This window comes from Longispora sp. NPDC051575, assembly GCF_040681875.1.
Lineage (GTDB): Bacteria > Actinomycetota > Actinomycetes > Mycobacteriales > Micromonosporaceae > Longispora.
This window is the reverse complement of the sequence record NZ_JBFAZP010000004.1, coordinates 296,859-319,461: the sequence shown is the minus strand read 5'-3', so window position 1 is coordinate 319,461 and position 22,603 is coordinate 296,859. Positions and strand designations below refer to the sequence as shown.

Here is a 22,603-nt window from a genome sequence, read left to right as displayed (position 1 = left end):
GGCCGGTCGGAGCCGGGCGGCGTGGTCAGTGCCGGACGGTCCGGTAGCCCGGGTGCACGCCCGCCGTGAGCCCGTGGTGTTCCGCGAGCCTTCCGAGCAGTGCGGCGAGCTGCTCGCGTTCGGCCGGGTCCAGCGGCGCGGAGATGTCCTCGTCGTGCGCCCGGCCGACCCCGCCGATCCGGCGCAGGATCCCGGTGCCGTGCTCCGTGACGTGCAGCGCCGACAGCCGGCGGTCGGCCGGGTTCTGCCGGCGCTCGATCAGGTCCCGGCCCTCCAGGTCGTCCAGGAACGCGACCAGCCGGCTCGGCGGCATCCCCAGGTGCCGGGCCAGCTCCTGCTGGCTCATGCCCGGGGTGGCGGCGATGGCCCGGAGCATGCCGGTCAGGGGCGGGGTCAGGCCCAGCTCGCCGATGCGCTCGGCGAACCGCCCGGCCGCGTACGCGCCGAGCTGGGCCAGGAGGAAGGCGGACGTCACCCGAAAAGGTTACCATCGCAAAATCGTTACATGATATAAACGATTACATGAGTGACATGACCAGACCCCTCCGGCGGTACTGGACCGGAGGCCGCCCCGTCGAGCGCCTCTGCTACCTGGTCGGCGCGGCCCTCATGCTCGCGGGCGCGCTGCACGTCCTCGTGCACCTCCTCGACGACCGGCCGTGGGAAGGCCCGCTGTCCTGGCGCAAGCCGACCACGTTCGGCCTGTCCTTCGGCCTCACCCTGATCAGCGCCGCGTGGGTGGCCACGATGCTCCCGCTCGGCGAACGGGCCCGGAGCCGGATCCTCGGCGCGCTCACCGCCGCCTGCGTGCTGGAGGTGAGCCTGGTGACGGCGCAGGCCTGGCGGCACGTGCCCTCGCACTTCAACATGGAGACCCCGCTGGACACGGTCGTCTCCCAGACCCTGGCCGTGGGTGGCGCCGTCCTGGTCGCGCTCTTCGGCACCCTGACCGTGGTGTCGTTCCGGCCGCACCCGGCGGTGTCACGGTCCACCCGCCTCGCGGTCCGGGTCGGACTGGTACTGCTGATGGCCGCCCTCGGCATCGGCGCCGCGATGATCGTGCGGGGCGTGACGGCGGTCTACGCGGGGAACCCGCAGGTGGCGTACACGACGGCGGGTGGGCTCAAGCCCGCGCACGCGATCACCATGCACGCCGTGCTCGTGCTGCCCGCCCTCGTCTGGCTGCTGTCGGGGACGCCGTGGCGCGAGTCCGTCCGGCACCGGATCGTGACGGTGGCCGCCGCCGGGTACCTCGTCGCCAGTTTGGCCGTGCTCCTCGTCGTACTCGCGTAAGGTTGGTTTTCGTAGGATTGTTACGGTTTGTCGGGGGTGGCGTGGTGGCTGGCAAGTTCGAGGTGTACGAGGACAAGGCGGGCAAGTACCGGTTCCGGCTCAAGGCCGGCAACGGGGAGATCATCGCGGTCGGCGAGGCCTACGAGACCAAGGCCAGCGCGTTGAAGGGCGTCGAGTCCGTCAAGAACAACGCGGCCGGCGCGGCGGTCGTCGAACTCTAGACCGGATCGACGGAGGGCCCCGCCGCGCGCGGGGCCTTCCGCGTGTCCCGGTGCGCCTGGGCTGCGATCGCGCGCGGCGCCTCGGGGGTGGTCCCGCGCGGCTGGTCGCCAGCGCACCGGGATGGTGGGATCAGGCCAGGAGTTGGCGGGCGAAACCGCTGAGGGCCGCCCGGTCCGGATGCCCCGTCTTGGCCAGCAGACTCGCGACGTGCTTCTCGACGGTACGCGGCGAGATGTACAACCTCTTCGCGATCCCCTGGTTGCCGGGATGGTCGGCGAGCAGCTCGAACACCTCGTACTCCCGCACCGTCACCCCGCACGCCCGCAACTCCGCCGGGATCTGGTCCCGCCCGGCCCGGCGCTGCACGGCACTCGCCCCGGCCCGCCGCAGCAGCGCCCGGCACGCGCTGGCCACCGCCGGCACCTCGGCCGTGTGGAAGTACTCCTCCGCCGCCCGCAGCCACACCGCCGGCTCACCCCAGCCGTCCACGATGGCCGCCTCCGCCACGAGCCGCCGCCCCAGGTGCGCGGCCACGGGAAACACGCCCGCCGCCTCCGCCGCAGCCTCGAAGGCCGCCGTGGCCTCGGCCGGCCGACCCGAACGGCCGTGCAGGATGGCGCGGGCGAACAACACGAACTGCTGGTTCCACCGGAGGTTCGACGTGGGGGCGAGGGTCACCTCGTCGTGTGCCTCCCACCCGGCCCGCCCGGCGGCCACTTCGACCAGCAACCGCAACCCGTAACGCCCGGTCAGGTAGTACACGGTGGGATTGGCCAACTCCCAGGCCAAGGCGGCGTCCAACTCCTGCGCGGCCAGCCTCGGATCCTCTTCGAGGAGCGCGCACACGGCCCGGCACATTCCGAGAATGAGTGGTTGCTGGGTGGAGTTCCCGACATGTTGGCTCAGCGTCGCCAGCGCGTGGTCCATGTCCCGTCGCCTGCCCCGGTGCGCTCCCAGCGCGGCCTTGGCGATGAGGACGGACTCGAATTCGTCGACATTCTGCATACGCGCCGTCAGCTTCTCGCACCGGTCGGTCACCTCCTCCGCGGTGGCGTAGTCGCCGCGCATGACGGTGAGCATGCACATGAGCACGTCAGTGGTCATGCCGAGCACGATGGAACCCAGTTGCCCGGCGACTTCGCGGGCCTGGAGGATGCGATCGGCCTCGCCGGTCCTTATGAACTCGTTGACCCCGAGGCGGATCAGGGCGTCGACCCGCCACGCGGACAGCTGGTACTTCTCGCTGATCTCCAGAATGCGCTCCAGGCAGCGGTCGGCCTCCTCGTAGCCCTGCGAACGGGTCAGCCCCGCCAACTGCTGCCACGCCTGGCACGCGACCTCCGGCAACGGCACCTGCTCGGCGACCTCCGCCGCACGCCGGGCCAGGCGCTCCGCCTCGGCGGCGCGTTCCTCCGGTGGACCGGGTTTGCGGAAGGCCAGCCGAGCCTCGACGGCGTCGATGGCACATGCCTGAGCCGGGGTCAGGACCCCGCCGAGGAGCCGTCGCGCGGCGGCCACCTGCTCGGCGGCGTCGTCGGGCCGCTCCGCCACCACGGCCGCCCACGCCACGCGGGTGTGCAGCCCCGCCCTGCGGGCGATGTCCGTCGGTAGGCCGGCGGCCTGGGGCGCCATCGCCACGAGGGACAACGCCCTGTCCAACTGGCCGGCATCGCACAGCGCTTGCAGCAGGACCTCGTGGATCACGGCGTCGGGATGCATGTCGAACGCGCGTTCCAGCAGGATCAGCGCCGACGTGCTCGCACCGGTCGCGAGCGTTCGTCTGCCCGCCTCCGCGAGCAGCCTGGCGGCATCCGTGGTCTGGCCGGCGGTGACGCGAAGCTGCGTGAGGAGTGAGACCCACTCCTCGGACGGGGCCTGCTCCGACCGGTCCATGGCGTCGGCCGCGCGCCGGGCGAGTGCGGACCGCTCTACGGGCATCAACTCGGTGAGCAGAGCGTCGGCGGTCAGCGCGTGGCGGAACGTGTACCAGTCTGACGCGCTGCCATCGGGGACGATCAGCTGGGCGTCGGTGGCGGCGCGCAACTGACCCAGCAACGCCCTGTCGTCCATGCCGGTCGCCGCCTGGAGGACGGCGAGCGGAAACCGGTAGCCCAGGACGGCGGCGAGCCGGAGGAGGTCACCGGCCTGTGAACCGAGCCTCGCTACGCGATCGCTGACGCTGCGGACGACGGTGCTGGGGACCTGCGCGTCCAGAACACCACGGAGTGACCAGCCCCGGGCGTCGCGCACGAGTACCCCCGACGTGATCATGCTGTTCAGCAGTTCCTCGACGACGAACGGATTGCCGTCGGCGTCCCGGACGAGTCGCTCCAACACCACGGGCGGGACGGGGTGGGATCCGGTTCCCAGGCAGTTGGCGGCCAGGATCCCGACCTGCTCCGAGGTCAGCGGCTGCGGCTCCAGGAGTAGGGCGGTGCGGCGTTGCGCGGCGGCGTCCACCATGCGGGAGGCCGAACCGGGACCCGGCCGCAAGGAGGCGAGCAGCATGATGGGGAGGCCGGCCAGGTTGTCGACCAGGTACTCGATCACCGCGAGACTCTCGGCGTCCCCGTCGTGGAGATCCTCCAGCACGAGCACGCAACCGCGCTCCCGGCCGACCAGCGAGAGCAGCCGCAGGAGCGCCTCGGCGAGGTCGACCGGATTGACGGCGGGCGTGACGCCACCGGTCCGCCATTCCGGGACCAGCCGGGCCAGGGTCGGGCGGTAGGCGGCGAGTTCCGGGTCTTCGGGTGGGCCGCTGACCCGGATCAGCGACGACAACGCCTCGGCCAGTGGACGGAACGGGGTCGTCGTGCCGGTCGTGCTCGCCCTGCCCCGCAGGACCGGCATCTTCGCCGCGAACGCCCGATAGGCGGTCTCGTTGCTCAGCCGTGACTTGCCGATACCCGCGACGCCGACGAGGAATACTGCCCGACCCGACCCGGCCGCGGTGTGCCGGAGCACGGCCTCCAGGCGGGCTGTCTCCAACTCCCGGCCGACGACCACCGGCGAAGTGATCTGCATGGCGGCAGGCTACCCAGAACTGGGCCACTCCGACGAACCCCGGAGTCGGCCTCAGTCAACTTCCGGACAGCCGCCCGCCACATTGGTCGTGAGAGTTACCAAATCCACCAGTCATCATCGCCAGAGTCGCAATCATCACTGCAACCGCTGAAGGTGAAGGAATTGTGCGGGTCGCCCTCGCGGGACTGCGGATTGGGTGATTTGCCTGCGAGCAGGCTCGCCCGTCCCCCGGGAAAGAGCGGGTCGCTGATGCTGATGGACCCGGCGGGGTGTTCCATGCCCGGAACCCGGGACAATGGGTCTTTCCACGAGCGGATCAGCTCATCGTTGAGCATGTTGGTGCCTTTCTTGGGACCCCGTTCACCTCGGCCGGAGGAGCGACGCGGACGGGACCTTGTCAGCGAAGCCGAGGCGAAGTACACCATGCCCGATTCCGGCGAGTCCCGCCAGTAGACCCGGCGTGGCGATCCCTTCAGGGGTACCGCATCGCGGGCCGGAACGGTCCAAAGACGCCAGAAGCGCCCCCGCCCGCCGGACCCGCAACGCCGCCGCCCACGGGTGTCCCAGGTCCGCAGCGGCGGCCAGCAGTTCGAGGACTCCCAGCTCACCGTGGCACAGGCTGTGGTTGGGCAGCGGGCCGTAGTCGGCGACGGCGGCCACCGCCCGGCGGACCGTGGCCCGAAGTGTCGGATCCTCGACCGTCGCGAGGGCCTCCGCCGCCGCGATGCCGAGTCCGGTGATCCCGTGGCAGTGCGACGGGTCCGGCGGCGGGGCGCCGTCCTCGGGGAACGCGTCCATGGCGGTGCGCAGGGCCGCCAGCCCCGCCTCCTCGTAGCCGACGCCGCCGCCGGCCGCCGCGTACCGCAGCAGCGCCCAGCCGATCCCGGTCGTCCCGGCCGCGAACCCGCCCTCCGTCGGCACCCGCTGGGCGAGCAGCCAGTCCGCGCAGATCCCGGCCGTCTTCCACGCCGCGTCGAACCCGGTGATCCGGTGCACCGCGACCATCGCCGCGAGCCCGCCGGCCACGCCCGTGTACACCCCGGGGTCGATCCCGTCGGCAACGGCGCTGGCGGTCAGGTGCACGGCCTGGTCCGCCCAGCCGAGCAGTTCGGGGTCGTCGAGGAGGGTGGCCAGCCGGCTGAGCGCGTACGCCATGCCGCCGAAGCCGGCGAACCCGCCCGGCCCGATCAGCGCCGCGTGCCGGGGGTGCTCGCCCAGCGCGCCGAGGATCGCGGGCAGCGGACGGACGGCCTGCCGGGCGAGTTCGGCGTACCGCTCGGTGCGGGTCAGGGTCGCGAGTTCGGCGAGGAACAGGGCGGGGCCGCAGTATCCGCTGGCCAGGCCCGCGCCGAGCGGCTGGATCTCCCAGTGCAGGCCGTCGAGCGGCTCCAGGCCGAGCCAGTTCGTCCGCCCGTCGCCCTGGTACGCCGTCCCCACCAGCTGGTCGGCGACCCGGCGCGCGGCGGCGAGCAGCCGGTCGGGGTCCGGGGTGGCCGACGGCGCCTGGTCGAGGGACGCCGGTCCGACGGCGTGTTCGGGGCGCGCGCCCCGGGTCAGCATCGCCGCCTCGATGATCCATTCCTGGTCGTAGCGGTCCATCCGGTCCAGGGAGCGCAGCTTGCGGATCACCCGGTCGAGGCTGGTCTCGGGCAGGCCGCCGACCGGCCGGCCGGGGCCGTGCCACAGCTCGGTGGCGGCCGGGCGGGCGCTGAACAGGGGTACGTCGCCGGCCCACAGGTCGGCCGTCTCGTGCGGGAGGAGCGCGCGGCGGACCGGGTCGGGGGAGCCGGTGATCCACAGCTGGTCGAACAGCCGGTCGCGGTCGAGCGCGTCGCGCATGACGTCGGGGTGGGTGCTCTCGTCGAGGATCCGCACGTACCACCGGGTGGTCCGGGCCAGCACCCGCACCTCGGCCCCGGCGAACCGGCGGAGCAGCCCGTTGCGGGCCAGCAGGTCCTCGCGGTGCGTGACGATCGTGTCGTAGCCGGCGCGGAAGCCGGCGAGCAGCGCCCCGGTGAACTCCTCCGGCACCGCGTCCAGGCCGTGCAGGGTGGGCCGGTTGTGCGAGCCGCGGAAGACCCGGGGCCGGCGGGTCAGCCGCATCTCGTCGGTGCCGGCGGCGTCCCAGTCCACCGAGTCGAACGGGGACACCGCGCCCCGGTCGCCGCCCAGGCCGGAGATGTCGAGCACCCCGGCGTCGGTGACGTAGATCCGGGGCAGGAGCGCGACCCGGTGCACCGAGGAGTACAGCGCCTGGGCCGCCGGGTCGTGGTCGCTGTCGGAGTCCTGCTTGAGGGCCGGGTGGAACAGGGTCTCCACGTCGATGAGTACCGGGTGCGCGCCGTGCGCGATCAGGTTCTCGTAGTGGATGTCGGTGCCGTCCAGGGCGTAGAGCAGGGCGAGCAGGACGCCCTGGCGGCGGTAGAACAGGTCCAGGTCCTCCGGGGTGCGGCACGGTTCGGCGGGTACGAACTCCGACCAGCCGTACCCCCGGCCCTCGACCACCGGCACCGGCCGCAGACCCGGCTCGGGCAGCAGGGCGTTGAGCCAGCGCACGACCTCGGTGTAGTGCCGGTGCACGGCCATCGGCCGGGGCTTGTAGACCACCCGCGCGCCGGACCCGAACCGCAGGATCGCGACGCTGCGGCCGCCCTCGTGCCCGTCCCCGGCGCTCAGCTCGATCCCGGCGAGCGGCCCCGGGTCGACGCCGCCGAGGAGTTCGGCCACGACCCGGTCGCGGTCGTTGCCCCACCGGTCGAGGAGTTCGGTGTACGCGTCCGCCGCGTTCGTCGCAGCGCCGACCAGCAGGCGGGCCAGCACCGGGTACTCCCCGAGCAGGGTCGCCAGGCCCTCGCGCCCCGCCGCCCGCCCGACGAACTCCGCGAACCGCCCCGCCGGGGTGTCGGCGGTCAGCCGGCCGGAGACCCGGGCGACGTTGAGTTCGAGGACCAGGCAGCGCGCGGCCAGCTTGATCAGCGTCCGGCCGAGCCGCACCTCGAACGCCGCCACCAGCGCGGGGTCGGCGGTCAGCCGCGCGGACGCCCACCGGGTGAACGGCGCGACCACGGTCCCGAACCCCTCGGCCCAGGACAGGACGCCGTCCCCCGGGTCGGTCGCGGGTCGGCCGGCGCCGGGCCCGGCCGACGGCTCGGGGACGGTCGCCAGGATCTCCTCGACCAGGTCCGCCCAGTGTGGACGCTCCGCCCGGTCGGCCAGCGCGTCGGCGTCCTCGTCCAGGAGCGCGGCCAGGCCGTCCTCGTCCAGCCCGAGGGCCGCGAGCCGGGCGGTGAAGTCGGCCCCGGACGGGTGGTCCCGCCGCCACAGGTCGAAACGGCGGCGGTCGGGGCCTGCGGTGCCCGGCGTCCCGGGCAGGTCGAGCCGCTCGGCCAGCGTCAGGCCGCGGGCCCACCAGTTGGGAGTCACGCCCAGATCCTGCCACTGGGGCCCTGACGGGGGCATGGGGGACACGCCCCCGCATTTTTGCGCGGCCCGGGATCAGCGCCCGCCGATCCCGCCGACCGCCGGCGCCGGGGACCCGCCGGGTGCCGTTTCCGGCCTCCGGGCCGCTGGTGCCGGGGACCCGCCGGATGCCCGTCCCCGCGCGCGGGCCGCTGCCGGGGACCCGCCGCCCGCCCGGTCGGCTGGCCGGGTCCGCCGGACGTCCGGGCCGGTGGACGGCGGTCTGCCACGGTCACCTCCGGCCGGTGCGGGGGCCGCGCAGGACACAGTCGCCGCAGGTGCCGCCGCCGGGGATCCGGTAGAACAGGCAACAGGTCCGGCGCAGGCCGGTACCCTCGTCGACGGTTCCGGACAGCCGACCGAGGCCGAGGAGCACCGAACGGAGCGGGGCGGAGCCCGGTCCGAGTACCCGGCCCGCGCCGGCCAGGGCGGCGGCCACGTTGCCCCACAGCAGCCGCTCGGACACGCTCACCCGGGCGCGCACGGCCGCGAGCAGGGGGCCCAGGTGGCGCTCGACGGCCACCGCGTACACGTCGGCGGGGTCGGTGGTCTGCCAGCCGGTCGCCGGGCCGAGCAGCAGGCCCACGGGTTCGCCGGCCCGGTACCGCCAGCGCAGCGCCTCCGGGGCCAGGTCGGGCAGCACCCCGGACTCCGTCACCGCGGCGAGGACGGGTGACCAGATCTTCGCCGCGTAGCCCTGGAACGCGATCGAGGCGGCCACCCGGGGCTCGTCGTGCCCGAGCCGGTCGGCGACGGCGGCGAGCAGGTCGTCGAGCCCGGCGCCGAACAGTCCGGTGACCGGCCGCCAGTCGTCGGCGCCGTCGTCGGCCGTCTCGACCAGGAAGTACGCGTTGTGCCGGCCCGCCGAGGCCAGCGCCGCCACCACGGCGGACGCGGGTGCCGGGGCCGGGGGAGTCACGGGCTGATCCTCGCACGACGCGCGGTTGTCGACGCGACACGCCGGGCGGCGTATGCTCGCGGGGCGTGTCGAGTTCCACTTCGGAACAGTTCCGAACCAGAGAACGGAGCCGGGAACGTGCCCAGTCCCTACGTCCGCAGACTGCGGCTGGCCACCGAGATCCGCGAACTGCGCAAGGCCGCCGGCCTCACCTCCGAGGCCCTCGCCCGGCTGATCGTCGGCGGTTCCCGGCTGAAGATCTCCCGCCTGGAGACCAGCGCCCGCAAACCCGACATCGGCGACGTGATGAAGGTGCTCGAGGCGCTCGGCGTCGAGGCGGGCTCCGACCGGTGGATGGACCTGGTCACGGTCGCCCGGGACGGCGCCGAACGCGGCTGGTGGGAGCGCCCCGCGTTCACCGGGATGGGCCCCCGCCAGGCGTTGTGGGCCGACCTGGAGGCGGGCGCGACCTCGATCCGGATGTACGAGCCGGCGGCGGTTCCCGGCGTCCTGCAGACCGAGGGCTTCATCCGGGCCCGCAACGACACCATGGCCGCGACCGACGGGCACACGTTCGACCCGGTGGCCACCGCGCACGGGCGGCTCCGCCGGCAGCAGGAGGTGTTCCGCCCGGGCGGCCCGACCCTGGACGTGATCCTGGAGGAGCAGTCGTTGCGCCGGCTGGCCGTCCCGCCGGCGATCATGGCCGAGCAGCTCGCGCACCTGGCTCGGATGTGCGAACACCCGCAGGTCACGATCAGGGTGCTGCCGATCGAGATCGATGTGATCTCCGTGTACGTCCCGCGCGGGCCGTACAACCTGTTTTCCTTTTCCGACCCGAATGACCCGGTTGTCCTGTTGGCGGATAACCTGACGGCGGACGTCGTGTCAGGGGATGCTGACGAGGTGGCCCCCTACGCCCAACTGTTTGAGCGGCTCATCGAGGGGGCACTGTCCCCATCGAGAAGCGCGGCGCACATCGCCGGTCTCGCGAAGGCCGGCGCGTGAGTCGCCGGAGCAGGAAGGCGCGTGGGCGCAATGGGCAACTACGACAACTGGCGGAAGTCGACCAAGAGCGGTAGCGCGACCCCGGACTGCGTCGAGGTGGCGTTCGGCCACGACGGCGCCGTGGGGTTGCGGGATACCAAGGACCGGTCCGGTCCGATCCTCGAGTTCACCGCCGACGAGTGGGTCAGCTTCCTCGGGCGCGTCCAGAGTGGCGCGTTCGCCCCGGACGCCGTCTGACCCCGACTGTCCACAGGGCCGGCACCGCCACGGTGCCGGCCCTGTGTGCCATTTTCGATGATCGCTGAGCGTGGCCCCGGCGATGCTACTTGTGACCTTGGGCCTTCGCGTTGCAGGCTGGGAACAGTTCCAAAACGCAGAAGCATCCAGTGGGACATGCAGCCAGGAGGATCTCCGTGATCATCTGCAGTCGGGCGGACAGGCGTACCCCCGAGGAGAAGCTGTCGTCCCCACCTCCCGTGACCGCCCACCGGGCCCGGGGTAGGACGCGGCCGGCGGCTCCCCCCAGCGCGCCGGCCGCGTCCCTCCGGACGACGGGAGGCGCGTCGTGACCACGACAGCCTCGGCCCTGACGGACATGTGGAGCCTGCGCGGCCTGGTGTTCTGCGGCGGCTGTGCCCGGACCATGGAGGCCGACATCCGCCCCGGCACCCTGACCCGGGTGTACCACTGCGCGGCCGGCTGCTGTCCCGGCGGGACGGTCGCCAGCGTGCTGGAACTCATGGTGCTCACCGACGCGCGCCGGCACGCCCCGGAGCTGATCGAGGGCGTGCCCGAACAGTGCCACCCGCTGGTCTTCGCCGACCTGTACCGGGCGATCGTCGTGCACGCCGAGCACCGGGGCGTGGACATCGTGCCCAGGGGCTGACCGGCCGATCCACCCGCCCGCCCCGGACCACGCGCCGCCCCGTGGCCGCCCTGTCCCGGCCGCCCGCGCCGTTTCCCGGGCCCGCCGACGTGACCTGCGTCGCGACCGTCCCACCTGACGGGCGACATCGTGTCCCCGGACCCGTCCGGCGACTAGCATGATCGTCATGACGGAGCGCAAGCCGATCGAGACCTGGATGACGGACATGGACGGCGTCCTGATCCGCGAGGGCAACATGGTCCCCGGGGCGGACCTGTTCATCGGGGCGCTGCGCGAGTCCGGCCGCAGGTTCCTGGTCCTCACCAACAACAGCATCTACACGCCGCGCGACCTGCGGGCCAAGCTGCTGTCCACGGGCATCGACCTGCCCGAGGAGTCGATCTGGACGTCCGCGCTGGCCACGGCCCAGTTCCTCGACGCGCAGCGGCCCAACGGCTCGGCGTACGTGATCGGGGAGGCCGGGCTGACCACCGCCCTGCACGAGGCCGGCTACGTGCTCACCGAGACCGAACCCGACTACGTGGTGCTCGGCGAGACCCGCAACTACTCGTTCGAGGCCATCACCCGGGCGATCCGCCTGATCAACGACGGTTCCCGGTTCATCGCCACCAACCCGGACGTCACCGGCCCCGCCCCCGAGGGCGCGCTGCCGGCCTGCGGTTCCGTCGCGGCCCTGATCACCAAGGCGACCGGCGTCGACCCGTACTTCGTCGGCAAGCCCAACCCGCTCATGATGCGCGAGGCGCTGAACAAGATCGAGGCGCACTCGGAGACCACGGCCATGATCGGCGACCGGATGGACACCGACGTGCTGTGCGGCATCGAGGCCGGGCTGCGCACGTTCCTGGTGCTCACCGGGGTCACCCAGCCCGACGAGATCGAGCGGTTCCCCTACCGGCCGTCCAAGGTCGTCGACTCCGTCGCGGACCTCGTGAGCTACGTCAAGTAGTCCGCCGGGAACCAGGGCGGGCCGGCGGGCGACTATAGACCCGGAAACCTTTCCCTTGGTACCAGAGGAGAAACGCCCGTGTGGCTTCGTCGTGCCGCCGTGATCGCCGTCGCAACGCTGGCCGGTGTCGGGGTCCTCGCCGGCCCCGCCGCCGCGCACAACACCCTCAAGGTCAGCAACCCCGCCGCGAACTCCACGGTCGCCACCCCGCCGGAGAGCGTGACCCTGACGTTCATGGAGGACCTGGACGCGGCCAGCACCTCGGTCGTCGTGACCGGCCCGGACGGCGCGCCCGCCAGTGACCCGGTGACCGTCGCCGGCCCCACCGCCACGGCGAAACTGAAGCCGGGCGCCGCCGGGAAGTACTCGATCACGTACAAGATCACGGGGGAGGACGGGCACCCGGTGAGCGAGACGTTCGCGTTCACCGCGACGGCGGGCAACCTGCCGACCGCCGCGCCGACGACCGCCGCCCCGGTGACGAGCGCGCCCGCGCCGACCACGCCGGTCGTCGGGCCGGCCGGCGCGACCCCCGAGAAGGAGGACGACGGCATCCCGGTGTGGGCGTACGTCGTGGGGGCGCTGGCGATCCTCGCCGTACTCGGCGGCGGGCTGGCCCTGGGGCGCCGCCGCTCGTCGAGCTGACGAACCCGCTCCGCGGACGGAACACGGCCGCCGGCCGCTCACTGAGGTGGGTGGTCGGCGGCCGATCGTCATTCCGGCCCGGGCGCCGGCCGATCGGCCCGCCGGTTCGGCGTACCCCTCGCATGGTCTGAGGGTTTTCGCGGTTCAGAAATGTGATATCACTATGATAGATTGGTGATTCACTACGAACGAAGGAGGCCCGCGATGGCCCTCGACCCGCCCTCCGTCGAGATGCCCACCCCCCAGGTCCGGGAGCGGATCGCCCACGGCATGTCCGGCCTGCCGGTGCTCGCCGGCTGCGTGCTCGGCGTGCTCGGCGGCGGCGCCCTGTTCCTCCTGTTCACGGCCGTCGCCTCCGACCGGGGCGCCGACGCCGTCAACCTCCCGCTCGGCATCCTCGGCCTCGCGATCGCGCTGGCCTCGATCGTCACCGGCCTCGGGCTGACCCCCGTCGCGCCCGGCGAGGCGCGGGTCGTGCAGTTCCTCGGCCGCTACACCGGCACGATCCGGGCCGACGGCCTGCGCTGGGTGAACCCGTTCACCAACCGGCGGCGGATCTCCACCCGGATCCGCAACCTGGAGACCGAGGTCGCCAAGGTCAACGACGCCGACGGCAACCCGATCGAGATCGCCGCCGTGGTCGTCTGGCACGTCGAGGACACCGCCAAGGCCGTGTTCGAGGTGGACGACTTCCTGGAGTTCGTCGCGATCCAGGCCGAGACGGCGGTCCGGCACATCGCCAACAACTACCCGTACGACGCGCACGACAGCAACGACATGTCCCTGCGCGACAACGCCGACGAGATCACCCTCAAGCTGTCCGCCGAGATCGGGGTCCGGGTCGCCTCCGCCGGGGTCCGGGTCATCGAGTCCCGGATCACCCGGTTGGCGTACGCGCCGGAGATCGCCCACGCCATGCTCCAGCGCCAGCAGGCCAGTGCCGTGGTCGCCGCCCGGCAGCGGATCGTCGAGGGCGCTGTCGGCATGGTGGAGATGGCCCTCGACCGGCTCGCCGAGAACAACGTCGTGGACCTCGACGAGGAGCGCAAGGCCGCGATGGTCAGTAACCTCCTCGTCGTGCTCTGCGGGGACCGGTCGACGCAGCCCGTCGTCAACGCGGGCTCGCTCTACCACTGAGGAACGCCGTGCCGACCGAACGCAAGAAGATCCTGCTCCGGCTGGACCCCGCCGTGCACGACGCGCTGGTCCGGTGGGCCGGGGACGAGCTGCGCAGCACGACGGCGCAGATCGAGTTCGTGCTGCGGCGGGCGCTGGCCGAGGCGGGGCGGTTGCCGGGGAATGTCGGGGGGTTGCCGCGCCGGGGGCGGCCACCGGGGGCCGGGGCCGGGGCCGCCGAGCCGGAGTCGGGATCCGAGCCGGAGCGGGAGCCTGAGCCGGAGTCGGGGTCCGAGCCGGAGCGGGAGCCTGAGCCGGAGTCGGGGTCCGAGCCGGAGCGGGAGCCGGAGCTGGGGTCCGGGCCGGAGTGGGAGCCTGAGGCGGAGTCGGGATCCGAGCGGGAGTCGGGGTCCGAGCCGGAGTCGGGGCCCGGGTCGCAACAGCGGCCGACGCCCGAGCCGTGACGCGGGGCTGACACCCGGCGCGGCTCGCCTCATGCCCGTCGATGCGGCAGGGCGGGTCGACCCGGCCCGGGGGCGAAACTCGGTCCGAGTCGCCCGTCACCCTGTGGCATCATGCTCGCGTGGATGATCGACTGCGGGTGACGGGCACGGTGGCGCTGCCCCGCGCCGAACTCCAATGGAAGTTCAGCAGGTCCGGCGGCCCCGGCGGCCAGTCGGTGAACACCGCCGACTCCAAGGCAGAGCTCCGGTTCGACCTGGTCAACTCGACCGCGATCCCCGAGTACCTCAAGGCCCGCGCCCTCGACCGGCTCGGCGACCGGCTGCTCGACGGGGTGCTGGTCATCGTCGCGTCCGAGCAGCGTTCCCAGCTCCAGAACCGGCGCGCGGCCGAGGCCCGGCTCGTCAACCTGCTGGCCGACGCCCTGGCGCCGCCCGCCGCGCCCCGGCGGCCGACCCGGATCCCGCGGGGCGCGGTCCAGGCCCGGCTGCGGAACAAGAAGGCGCGCGCCGACATCAAGAAGGGTCGGCGCGACAAGGGGGAGTAGGGCACGCCGGCCCGCTCCATGTCAGGAGACCCCCGCGCGAGGCACATCCCGGGCTCCCGCTCCGCGTGGAACACCCCGGGCTCCCGCTCCGCGAGGCACGCCCCGCGCCCCCGCTCCGCGAGGAGTGGACGCGGCGGAAACGGGGCCGGGTCAGATCCCCGGGAACAGGCCGTTGCGGAACAGGTCCACGAAGATCTGGTGATCGGTACGCGCCCGGTCCCCGTACGCGTGCGCGAAGTCCACCAGCATCGTCACGAACCCCTCCGGGTCCTCGTCCACCCGCGCCGCGATCGCCTCCTCCGTCGAGAAGTCCACCAGGTCGTGGCTCGACTCGTCGTCGGCGACGGAGTGCATCCGCGCGGTGGCCCGGCCCAGGTACACCACGACCTGCTCCAGGTCCTCCGGCTCGCTGATCTCCGACCAGTCGAGGTCCGCCGCGTACGGGGACACCTCGGCGACGAGCTGGCCGACCCCGTCGAGCACGGTGTGCCCGAGCCACTGGTCGGCGTAGGCCTGGAGCGCGCGCTGGGACTCGGCGGTGCGGTGACCCTGGTCGGAGAAGTACCCCCGGACCCGGGCGTCGTCGATCACCCGGCTGACGGCGGGCACCTGGCCCTGCTTCATGTAGATGACGACGTCGTTCTCCAGGGCCTGGGTGCGGCCCTCCAGCAGCAGGTTGTACGACGGCAGCCCGGCGGACCCGATGCCCACGCCCTTGCGCAGCACGATGTCCTTGATGCGGTACTCCGTCGGCCGCTCCAGCCGCGCGGGCGGCAACGTGGCCAGGTACGCGGTGAACGCCTCCTCGACCCGGGCGCGGGTGGCCGCGTCGACCTCGTACACCCCGTCGCGCATCGAGAACCGGCGCTCGTAGTCGACGATCGTGGTCTGCTCGTCGAGCAGCGCGACCCGGGTGTTGAGGCGCGCGCGTTGCAGCACCTCGCGGAGGGGGCCCTCGGTGTTGTCCAGGGTCAGGGAACCGATCGCGTCGTCCCCGCCGGCGGCCAGGGCGCGCAGCTCGGTCAGGTAGCTGCGGGCGTAGGCGGTCACGAGGCGGCTGATCACGTCGTCGGACAGCGCCTTCGCGTACCCGATCAGGGCGACGCTCGCCGAGAACCGCAGCACGTCCCAGGAGAACGGGCCGACATACGCCTCGTCGAAGTCGTTGACGTTGAACACGAGCACGCCGTGCGCGTTCATGTAGGAGCCGAAGTTCTCCGCGTGCAGGTCGCCGTGGATCCACACCCGGCTGGTCCGCTCGTCGAGGAACTTCGCGGACGGGTCGTCGGTGGCCAGGTCCGCGTACAACAGGCAGGCGGTGCCCCGGTAGAACGCGAACGGCGACGCGGCCATCTTGCGGAACTTGCGCCGGAACGCGGTCGGGTCCGCCGCCATCAGCGTGCCGAACTCGGCGGTCAGCACGTCCACGATCCGCGCGGCGCGATCCTGCGTCATGTCACCCTCCCCGGTGTTCAACACGGTGCACGGTACCCCTGTTTCGCCAGGTGGCCGGTGACGGACCCCCGACAATGGAGAGTGAAGAAACGGACAAAAAGCGCAGTGCTGGCGATGGGTACACTTGTCGGCGTGCCGCGTTCCCTGCTTCCGTCGCTCGGCCTCGTGCTGCTGGCCGAGGCGCTCGTCGGCGGGCAGTTCGCTCTGGCCTCCACGGTCGCGCTGACCGTGGCCGCCCTCTGCGTGGCGCTCCTCGCGGTCCGGTCCACGGCCGTCCCCGCCACCGCCCCGGTCGTCGGCGGCGCGCTGCGGCACCGGGCCCGGCGCGCGACGTTCCCCCGGCAGGGCGACCCCGGCACGGCCGGCCGGCCCCGCCCCCGGGCCCCCGCCACCGCCTGACGCCCCGCACCCGGGCCGCCGTCCGACGCGCCACGCCCGGGCCGCGCGCCCGCCGGAATCGACTCCGGGAAGTCACCGCCGGCCGTCCCCGGGCGGGCGTTCGGCCCGCGTCCGCGCCGGGCGGCTGACCCGAGTCACCGGCGCCTCCCCGTACCCGTCGACGTCTGTCGTTCCTGGGTTCTTCTCGCAGGTCAGGGTTTTCCTGGCCCCGTCATCAGTCCTGCCGCCGCGCCGGGTGCCCCGGCCGGATCCCGCACCCCGGAGGAACCGTCATGTCCCCGTCCAGCCTCGCGTTCGAGCTGATCAGTACCCTCGCGGCCTGGGTCGCCACGCCCTTCGGCACCGCCGCGACGGCCGCCGCGATCGTCCTCGGCACCCTCGCCGTCCGGCTCTGCCTGCTGCCCGTCGCCTTCGCCCAGCACCGCGCCGACCTGCGCCGCACCACCGTCCTGGCCCGGCTCGCGGAGGTGCGCGAGGACCGCGACGCCGTCGCCGCGCTGGCCCGCTCCGAGGGCGGCGGTCTGCTGCGCGGCTGCCTGCCGATGCTCGTCCAGATCCCGGTGTTCATGGGCCTCTACCAGCTGTTCGTGTCCCCGAGGGTCGGCGGGCACGTCAACACCCTGCTGGACAGGACCCTCTTCGGGGTACCGCTCGGCACGCACCTCACCGCCGCCACCGGCCACGAACTGCTCGTCTTCGGCACGCTGCTCGTCCTGCTGGCCGCGATCGGGTACGCCTCCTCGCGCGTTCTGCGCCCGGCGGGGCCCCGACCGGCCGGGCCGGCCGGCGTCCTGTCCCGGGTGCTGCCGTACGCGTCCGTCGTCACGGCCCTGTTCCTGCCCCTGGCCGCGAGCCTGTACCTGGTCACCACCACGGCCTGGACCGTCGCCCAGACCGTGGTGCTGCGCCACTTCTGGGGCTAGCGCCGGCCCTGGGCGAGGGACCAGCCGGCGGCCGTCTCGCGGTGCCGCCAGTAGGCCGCGAACTTCCCGTCGGCGGCGAGGAGTTCCGGCAGGGTGCCCGCCTCGACGACCCGGCCCGCCTCCAGGAACAGGATCCGGTCGGCCCGTGCGATGGTCGTGAGCCGGTGGGCGACGATCACCGTGCCGCGGCGGGAACTCCCCGACTCCAGGGCCGCGACGAGGGCCTGTTCGGTCAGGGTATCCAGGGCGGCGGTGGCCTCGTCGAGCAGCAGGAGCGGCGCGTCCTTCAGGAGCGCGCGGGCGATGCTGACCCGCTGCCGTTCCCCGCCGGACAGGGCCGCGCCGCCCTCGCCGACCCGGGTGTCCCAGCCGGCCGGGAGCCGGTCGACGACCTCGTCCAGCTGGGCCAGCGCGGCGGCGGCCCGGATCTCGGCGTCCGGGGCGTCCGGCCGGCCCAGGCGGATGTTGTCGCGCAGGGTCGCGTCGAACAGGTACACGTCCTGGAAGACGATGCCGAGCTGGCCGGTCAGGGTGCCGGGGTCGTATCCGCGCACGTCGTGCCCCGCCACGAGCACCTGACCGGTACCCGCCTCGTGGAAGCGCGCCACCAGGGCCAGCAGCGTGCTCTTCCCCGAACCGGACGGCCCCACGACGGCCGTGGTGGTGCCCCGGGGCACGGTGAAGGTGACCCCGGCGACGGTGTCCCGGCCGGGCTCGTACCCGAACGTGACGTCCTGGAACTCCAGCGCCGGCGCGGCCGGATCCGGGACCGCCGACCGGTCGGGGTGGGCCAGCACCGGGGCGGCGAGGGTCGCGTCGACCCTGCCCAGCGTGCCGCGCATCGCCTGGAGGGCCGGGGACAGGTCCGCCAGGGAGGTGAAGGGCTCCACGAACCGGATGACCACCACGACCAGCGCGACGGCCTCCGGGGCGGTGAGCTGGCCCCGGACCGCGAGCGTGACCGTGGTCGCGGCCAGGCCCAGGATCACCAGCGGCGTGACCAGGCCGAACAGCAGCTGCCCCGGGACGCTGTAGCCGAGCAGCCGCAGCGCCGCCCGCCGCTGCCGGGCCAGGGCCGTGCCCAGGACCGAACCGTCCGCCCCGGACTGGCCGGCCGCCCGCAGCGCCGGCTGTGCCTGGGCGAACTCCACGACCCGTTCCCCGGCCTCCCCGGCCGCCGCCGCGAACGCGTCGTCGGCCGCCGCCAGGGTCCGCCCGCTCACCCACAGCGTCGCCAGGAGCACGGGCACGGCGAGCAGGGCGGCGACGCCGAGCGGCCACGCCACGGCCAGCAGGCCGAGCCCGATCAGCGCCGGGGTGACCAGGGCGTTGGCCGCCGGGGTGATCAGGTAGTTCATCCCCTGGCACAGCTCCTGCCCCGAGGCGGTGAGCGCGCGCCGCGCGTCGGCCCGGCGCGGGGCGGTCAGCCAGCCCAGCGGAACGCGGCGCAGGTGGGTGACCACCCGTTCCTCCACCGTGGACAGCAGGCCGAAGCCGATCGAGAACGCCGTCCGGGCGAGCGTGTGGTCGACCGCCCAGCCCGCCGCGACCAGGGCGGCGAGGACCAGGACCCAGGGCAGGGCGGCGGCGGGGGAGTCGGAGAACGCGGCGGCGAGGACGGGTACCAGGCTGAGGGTGGCCCCGGCCCGCAGTACGGCGCTCGCCAGGAGCAGGGCCGCGTAGCGCCGGACCGGGCGGCGGTCGCCGGCCAGGCGGAGGAGTTGGCGGATCATCGGGCGGTCTCCAGGGAGGTGGCGGTCCACAGGTCGCGGTACAGCCCCGGGACGGCGAGCAGGCCGGGGTGGGTGCCCCGCTGGGCGATCCGGCCGCCGTCGAGGACGACGATGGCGTCCGCCCTGGTGACGGTGTGCAGCCGGTGGGCGATGACCAGGACGGTGCGGTCCGCCGCCAGGGTGCTCAGGGCCCGCTGGACCTCGTGCTCGGACTCCGGGTCGGCGAACGCCGTCGCCTCGTCGAGGACCAGGACCCGGGGGTCGGCGACGAGCGCCCGGGCGATCGTGAGCCGCTGGGACTCGCCCCCGGACAGGTGCGCGTCCTCGCCGACCACGGAGTCGTAGCCGCGCGGCAGGCGCAGGATCCGCTCGTGCAGGTGGGCCGCCCGGGCCGCGTCGGTCACCTCCGCCCGGGAGGTACCCGGCCTGGCCAGGGCGATGTTCTCGTGCACCGTGGCCCGGACCAGCGCCACGTCCTGGAAGACGAACCCGACGGTGCGGTACAGCTCCGCCGCCGGCAGGTCGCGCACGTCGACGCCGCCGATGGTGATCGAGCCCGAGGTCACGTCGTGGAACCGGGCGAGGAGGGCCGCGAGGGTGGACTTGCCGGCCCCGCTCGGGCCGACGAGGGCGGTCATCGTGCCGGGCGCCAGGTCCAGTGTGATGCCGGACAGGACGTCGCGGCTCGCCGAGTAGCCGAAGGACACGTCCTGGAAGCGGACCGTGGGCGCGCCCGTGCCGGTCGTAGCGGTGCCGGGGGTCGCGCCCGTCTCCGGGCCGGTGTCCCGGGCCGGATCCGGTGCGGCGTCCGGTCGGGCCGTCGGTTGGGTCAGTTCGGGCTCGGCGAGCAGGAGGCCGATCCGCCGGGCGGCGGCCAGCGCCTCGCGCACCGAGGCCATCCCGTAGGCGGCGGCCAGCAGTTGCGCGCCGAACGTCACCCCGAGCAGCAGGAACGGCACCAGGTCCACCGGCGTCAGCGCCCCGCCCGCGATCAGCGCCCAGCCGGCGACGACGATGAGCAGCAGCGAGGTGACCGGCCGGGTGACCAGGTCCACCAGCGCCTTGCGGCCGGTGAGCGGACGTTGCCAGCTGTCGAGGAACCGGGCCCGCTCCGCCAGGGTCGCCCGGAACCCGCCGCCCACGCCCGCGTCGTAGGCGCGGACCACGGCCAGGCCGTCGACGTAGGCGACCGCCTCGGCGCTGATCCGGTCCGACCACCTCGCCAGCTGGGGGAGCACCGCGGCGGAACCCTGGACCATCCGGGCCGTGAGCACGCCGAACACCACCAGCGGGACGAGCAGGAGCGCGGCCAGCCGGGCGTCCACGGTGAACAGGTAGCCGAGCACGGCCACCGGGGTGACGAGGGCGGCGACGACGTCGAGCACGGCGTGCGTGACCAGGTAGTGCACGTTCGCCGCGTCGTCCTGGACCGCCTGGCGGATCTTGCCGGAGCTGCGGTCGGTGAACCAGCCGAGCGGGAGCCGGGACAGCTTGCGCACCACGTCGACGCGGACCTGGTACCCGAAGCGGGCGTCCACCACGTGCATCGCCATGACCAGCACACCCGCGAGGGTGGTCCCCGCGCCGAGCAGTCCCAGCGCGGCCAGCCCGAGCCCGGCGACGTCCGCCCGGGTGCCGTCGGTGAGCAGCCGGCGGCACAGCTCCACCAGCAGCAGGTACGGCGCCAGTTGCAGCAGCGACACGGCGGCCTGGAACACGCCGGCCAGGATCAGGCGGCCACGGAGCGGGGCGAGGAGTTCCGCGCCGGCCCTCGACCGCCAACGCCCGACGGGTACGGGCCGGCCCGGTCGGGTGGGCGTCCCGCCCCGGGCGGGGCGGGCGGGCGCGTCGGGCCCGGGGCGCTGGGCGGGGAGCACCGGCTGATCCGCCCGGCCCGGATCGAACGGCCGGCCGGGGTCGGCGGGCGGCGCCGGTGCGGCGGTCGGGAGCACTCCCCCGTTCTCCACAGTGCTCCCGCCCCCTGTCCCGGCGACCGCGCCGATGTCGACGCCGCTTCCGTTCCGGGGGCCGACGACGGACCCGGCCCCGGGAACCTCGCCGGCCCCGGCGACAGTCCCGTCCTCGGCCGCCGTGTCCCGGTCGACCCCCATCGCCCGTCCGCGCATCCAGTACGCCTGGGCCTTGACGTCCGCGCGCGGGAACCCGCACTCCTTCAACCGGGCGCGCACCCGGCGGACGGACCCGGACTCCCCGGTCACCCACGCGTACCAGTTCGACCAGTCGCGTTCCGGGATCGCGTCCGCCAGCGCGTTCGGGTCGCCGCCCCGGCGTACCCATCGGACGGTTGAATTCGGGTGTGCCGCGACCGGGATCAGCCGGTCGGCGTCGTGGGTGTGTTCGAGGACCACCTCTGCGGGGGTGTCCGGCGGGAGGGCGGCCAGGATCGCGTTGATGCCGGGGATCGAGGCCGGGTCGCCGACGAGCAGGTACCCGTCCGGGGCGAGGTCGGGCGCGGTGAACTGGCCGGACGACCACCGGGTGACCCGCAGGGAGTCCCCGGGCCGCGCGCCCGCCGCCCACGAGGAGGCCGGCCCGGCGGGGGTGTGCAGGACGAACTCGATGGTCACCCTGCCGGTCTCCGGATCGGGGTCCAGCAGGGTGTAGCCGCGCTGGTGTTCGCGGTCGGGGCGGTCCGGGTTCGGCGCCCACAGGCGTACCCAGGAGGCGGGTTCGATGGGTTGCCCGTCGAACAGGCCGGGCGCGTCGAACACGATCCGGCGGTAGTGCGGGGTGACGTCGGTGACCGACGCGACGGTGACGGTGACCTCCCGCGCGCCGAACGTCCTCATCACCGCCCCCTGGAAGCCCCGGGCCATCAGGTGTCCTCTCGGTGCGGGGTGCCGGTCAGCGCCGCGACGGGCCGCCCGGGGGGAAGGTTCAGGAGCAGCCCGTCGACGACGGCGCCCATCAGGACCGCGAAGTACTCGTCGGGGGTGAGCCGTGGCAGCGCCAGGTGGGCCTCGCGGAGCACGGGGGAGGCGGCCAGCAGCGCCAGCGCCTCCTGGATCTCCGCCTCGGTGCCGGCGGGGTCGTCGGCGGTCTGGGCGGCGCGCGCCTCGTCGTTGGCCGTGAGGCCCAGGGCGATCATGGCGGTCGAGGAGCAGAGCACGGTGGCGGCGGCGGGGTCGAACCCGCGCGGGCCGAGCGCGGCGATCTGCGCCTCCAGCAGCCGGCCGCCGGAGGGGCCCCGGGGGAACAGGCGTTGCAGGTACCCGGCCGTGCCGGGGTGGGCCAGCGCGAACCGCCGCAGGTCGACGGCGAACGCGAGGAGGTGTGCCCGGGCGGGCAGGGCCGGGTCGTCGGGGAGGTCGAGGTCCGCGAGGATCGTCTCCCCGACCAGGCGTTCCAGGGCCAGGCGGCCCGGCACGTGCCGGTAGATCGCGGCGCTGCTGACCCCGAGCGCGCGGGCCACGCCCTGCACGGTCAGGTTGGCGAGGCCGATGCGGACACCGGCGGCGACGACGTCCTCCATGGCGAAGGTCGCCGTCCGGCCGCCGGACTTGGGGTGCGGGGTCACGTCCACCCATTCAGGTAAGCCTAGCCTTAGTTATTGGGCATAACTT

The 22,603-nt window shown here is 73.7% G+C and carries 21 protein-coding genes; 12 read left to right on the top strand and 9 right to left on the bottom strand.

From position 1 onward, the window contains the following. Positions 1 to 25 precede the first annotated feature (25 nt). A complete protein-coding gene (locus AB0M43_RS12435) occupies positions 26 to 475 on the bottom strand; it encodes a MarR family winged helix-turn-helix transcriptional regulator (RefSeq protein ID WP_363723855.1) in 450 nt (149 codons plus the stop codon). 56 nt (positions 476 to 531) lie between these two features. On the opposite strand from AB0M43_RS12435, the gene AB0M43_RS12430 reads away from it, so the two are divergent. Both AB0M43_RS12430 and AB0M43_RS12425 read left to right on the top strand, forming a co-directional pair. After that, positions 532 to 1,293 carry a hypothetical protein gene (locus AB0M43_RS12430; protein ID WP_363723853.1) on the top strand — a complete coding sequence of 254 codons (762 nt, stop codon included), beginning with the start codon at positions 532 to 534 and terminating at the stop codon, positions 1,291 to 1,293. 44 nt (positions 1,294 to 1,337) lie between these two features. Continuing rightward, positions 1,338 to 1,514 carry a DUF1508 domain-containing protein gene (locus AB0M43_RS12425; protein WP_363723851.1) on the top strand — a complete coding sequence of 59 codons (177 nt, stop codon included), beginning with the start codon at positions 1,338 to 1,340 and terminating at the stop codon, positions 1,512 to 1,514. 130 nt (positions 1,515 to 1,644) lie between these two features. On the opposite strand, the gene AB0M43_RS12420 is transcribed toward AB0M43_RS12425, so the two are convergent. The 4 genes from AB0M43_RS12420 to AB0M43_RS12405 form a co-directional block, all read right to left on the bottom strand. Beyond that, a complete protein-coding gene (locus AB0M43_RS12420) occupies positions 1,645 to 4,539 on the bottom strand; it encodes an AAA family ATPase (protein WP_363723849.1) in 2,895 nt (964 codons plus the stop codon). Positions 4,540 to 4,634: 95 nt separating this feature from the next. After that, positions 4,635 to 4,874 (bottom strand): hypothetical protein, encoded by a 240-nt coding sequence (locus AB0M43_RS12415; RefSeq protein WP_363723847.1) that lies wholly within the window; start codon positions 4,872 to 4,874, stop codon positions 4,635 to 4,637. A 25-nt stretch (positions 4,875 to 4,899) separates the two neighbouring features. Then, on the bottom strand, positions 4,900 to 7,962 hold the full coding sequence (locus AB0M43_RS12410; RefSeq protein WP_363723845.1) for a type 2 lanthipeptide synthetase LanM family protein: 3,063 nt from the start codon (positions 7,960 to 7,962) through the stop codon (positions 4,900 to 4,902). Positions 7,963 to 8,230: 268 nt separating this feature from the next. Further along, positions 8,231 to 8,917 carry a (2Fe-2S)-binding protein gene (locus AB0M43_RS12405; RefSeq protein ID WP_363723843.1) on the bottom strand — a complete coding sequence of 229 codons (687 nt, stop codon included), beginning with the start codon at positions 8,915 to 8,917 and terminating at the stop codon, positions 8,231 to 8,233. 117 nt (positions 8,918 to 9,034) lie between these two features. Between AB0M43_RS12405 and AB0M43_RS12400 the strand changes: the two genes are divergently transcribed. The 8 genes from AB0M43_RS12400 (at position 9,035) to arfB (ending at position 14,509) form a co-directional block, all read left to right on the top strand. Next, entirely contained in the window at positions 9,035 to 9,904 is an 870-nt protein-coding gene (locus AB0M43_RS12400; RefSeq protein WP_363723841.1) for a helix-turn-helix transcriptional regulator, read from the top strand. A 30-nt stretch (positions 9,905 to 9,934) separates the two neighbouring features. Continuing rightward, positions 9,935 to 10,141 (top strand): DUF397 domain-containing protein, encoded by a 207-nt coding sequence (locus AB0M43_RS12395; protein ID WP_363723839.1) that lies wholly within the window; start codon positions 9,935 to 9,937, stop codon positions 10,139 to 10,141. A 328-nt stretch (positions 10,142 to 10,469) separates the two neighbouring features. After that, positions 10,470 to 10,790, top strand: a complete 321-nt coding sequence (locus AB0M43_RS12390) for a hypothetical protein (RefSeq protein WP_363723837.1) — start codon at positions 10,470 to 10,472, stop codon at positions 10,788 to 10,790. 166 nt (positions 10,791 to 10,956) lie between these two features. Beyond that, entirely contained in the window at positions 10,957 to 11,739 is a 783-nt protein-coding gene (locus tag AB0M43_RS12385; RefSeq protein WP_363723836.1) for an HAD-IIA family hydrolase, read from the top strand. Positions 11,740 to 11,817: 78 nt separating this feature from the next. Further along, positions 11,818 to 12,384, top strand: a complete 567-nt coding sequence (locus AB0M43_RS12380) for a copper resistance CopC family protein (protein ID WP_363723834.1) — start codon at positions 11,818 to 11,820, stop codon at positions 12,382 to 12,384. 174 nt (positions 12,385 to 12,558) lie between these two features. Next, positions 12,559 to 13,521 carry an SPFH domain-containing protein gene (locus AB0M43_RS12375; protein WP_363723833.1) on the top strand — a complete coding sequence of 321 codons (963 nt, stop codon included), beginning with the start codon at positions 12,559 to 12,561 and terminating at the stop codon, positions 13,519 to 13,521. Between the two features lie 8 nt (positions 13,522 to 13,529). Beyond that, entirely contained in the window at positions 13,530 to 13,964 is a 435-nt protein-coding gene (locus tag AB0M43_RS12370) for a hypothetical protein (RefSeq protein WP_363723831.1), read from the top strand. A 119-nt stretch (positions 13,965 to 14,083) separates the two neighbouring features. After that, the gene (gene arfB / locus AB0M43_RS12365; protein WP_363723829.1) at positions 14,084 to 14,509 is read left to right on the top strand and encodes an alternative ribosome rescue aminoacyl-tRNA hydrolase ArfB; all 426 of its coding nucleotides are present in this window, start codon (positions 14,084 to 14,086) and stop codon (positions 14,507 to 14,509) included. A 150-nt stretch (positions 14,510 to 14,659) separates the two neighbouring features. Here the strand turns inward: arfB and AB0M43_RS12360 are convergent, their stop codons facing one another. After that, entirely contained in the window at positions 14,660 to 15,964 is a 1,305-nt protein-coding gene (locus AB0M43_RS12360; RefSeq protein ID WP_363723827.1) for a DUF2252 domain-containing protein, read from the bottom strand. 132 nt (positions 15,965 to 16,096) lie between these two features. Between AB0M43_RS12360 and AB0M43_RS12355 the strand changes: the two genes are divergently transcribed. Both AB0M43_RS12355 and AB0M43_RS12350 read left to right on the top strand, forming a co-directional pair. Beyond that, a complete protein-coding gene (locus AB0M43_RS12355; protein WP_363723825.1) occupies positions 16,097 to 16,363 on the top strand; it encodes a DUF6412 domain-containing protein in 267 nt (88 codons plus the stop codon). A 272-nt stretch (positions 16,364 to 16,635) separates the two neighbouring features. After that, complete coding sequence (locus AB0M43_RS12350) at positions 16,636 to 17,286, top strand: YidC/Oxa1 family membrane protein insertase (protein WP_363723823.1); 651 nt, start codon at positions 16,636 to 16,638, stop codon at positions 17,284 to 17,286. On the opposite strand, the gene AB0M43_RS12345 is transcribed toward AB0M43_RS12350, so the two are convergent. From AB0M43_RS12345 to AB0M43_RS12335, 3 genes are read right to left on the bottom strand one after another with little or no spacing between them, the layout of a single operon-like run. Beyond that, positions 17,283 to 19,019, bottom strand: coding sequence for an ABC transporter ATP-binding protein (locus AB0M43_RS12345; protein ID WP_363723821.1), 1,737 nt, complete (start codon positions 19,017 to 19,019; stop codon positions 17,283 to 17,285). The two genes, AB0M43_RS12350 and AB0M43_RS12345, sit on opposite strands and share 4 nt — an antisense overlap. Then, positions 19,016 to 21,829, bottom strand: coding sequence for an ATP-binding cassette domain-containing protein (locus AB0M43_RS12340; RefSeq protein ID WP_363723819.1), 2,814 nt, complete (start codon positions 21,827 to 21,829; stop codon positions 19,016 to 19,018). The genes AB0M43_RS12345 and AB0M43_RS12340 overlap by 4 nt, the downstream gene beginning before the upstream one ends. A 26-nt stretch (positions 21,830 to 21,855) precedes the next feature. Then, positions 21,856 to 22,563 (bottom strand): TetR/AcrR family transcriptional regulator, encoded by a 708-nt coding sequence (locus AB0M43_RS12335; RefSeq protein ID WP_363723817.1) that lies wholly within the window; start codon positions 22,561 to 22,563, stop codon positions 21,856 to 21,858. Between the last annotated feature and the right edge of the window lie 40 nt (positions 22,564 to 22,603).

Coding starts and splice junctions, on each gene's coding strand:
- AB0M43_RS12385 (WP_363723836.1), top strand. CDS start 10,957: ATGACGGAGCGCAAGCCGATCGAGACCTGGATGACGGACATGGACGGC.
- AB0M43_RS12430 (WP_363723853.1), top strand. CDS start 532: ATGACCAGACCCCTCCGGCGGTACTGGACCGGAGGCCGCCCCGTCGAG.
- AB0M43_RS12395 (WP_363723839.1), top strand. CDS start 9,935: ATGGGCAACTACGACAACTGGCGGAAGTCGACCAAGAGCGGTAGCGCG.
- AB0M43_RS12415 (WP_363723847.1), bottom strand. CDS start 4,874: ATGCTCAACGATGAGCTGATCCGCTCGTGGAAAGACCCATTGTCCCGG.
- AB0M43_RS12360 (WP_363723827.1), bottom strand. CDS start 15,964: ATGACGCAGGATCGCGCCGCGCGGATCGTGGACGTGCTGACCGCCGAG.
- AB0M43_RS12350 (WP_363723823.1), top strand. CDS start 16,636: ATGTCCCCGTCCAGCCTCGCGTTCGAGCTGATCAGTACCCTCGCGGCC.
- AB0M43_RS12420 (WP_363723849.1), bottom strand. CDS start 4,539: ATGCAGATCACTTCGCCGGTGGTCGTCGGCCGGGAGTTGGAGACAGCC.
- AB0M43_RS12345 (WP_363723821.1), bottom strand. CDS start 19,019: ATGATCCGCCAACTCCTCCGCCTGGCCGGCGACCGCCGCCCGGTCCGG.
- AB0M43_RS12340 (WP_363723819.1), bottom strand. CDS start 21,829: ATGAGGACGTTCGGCGCGCGGGAGGTCACCGTCACCGTCGCGTCGGTC.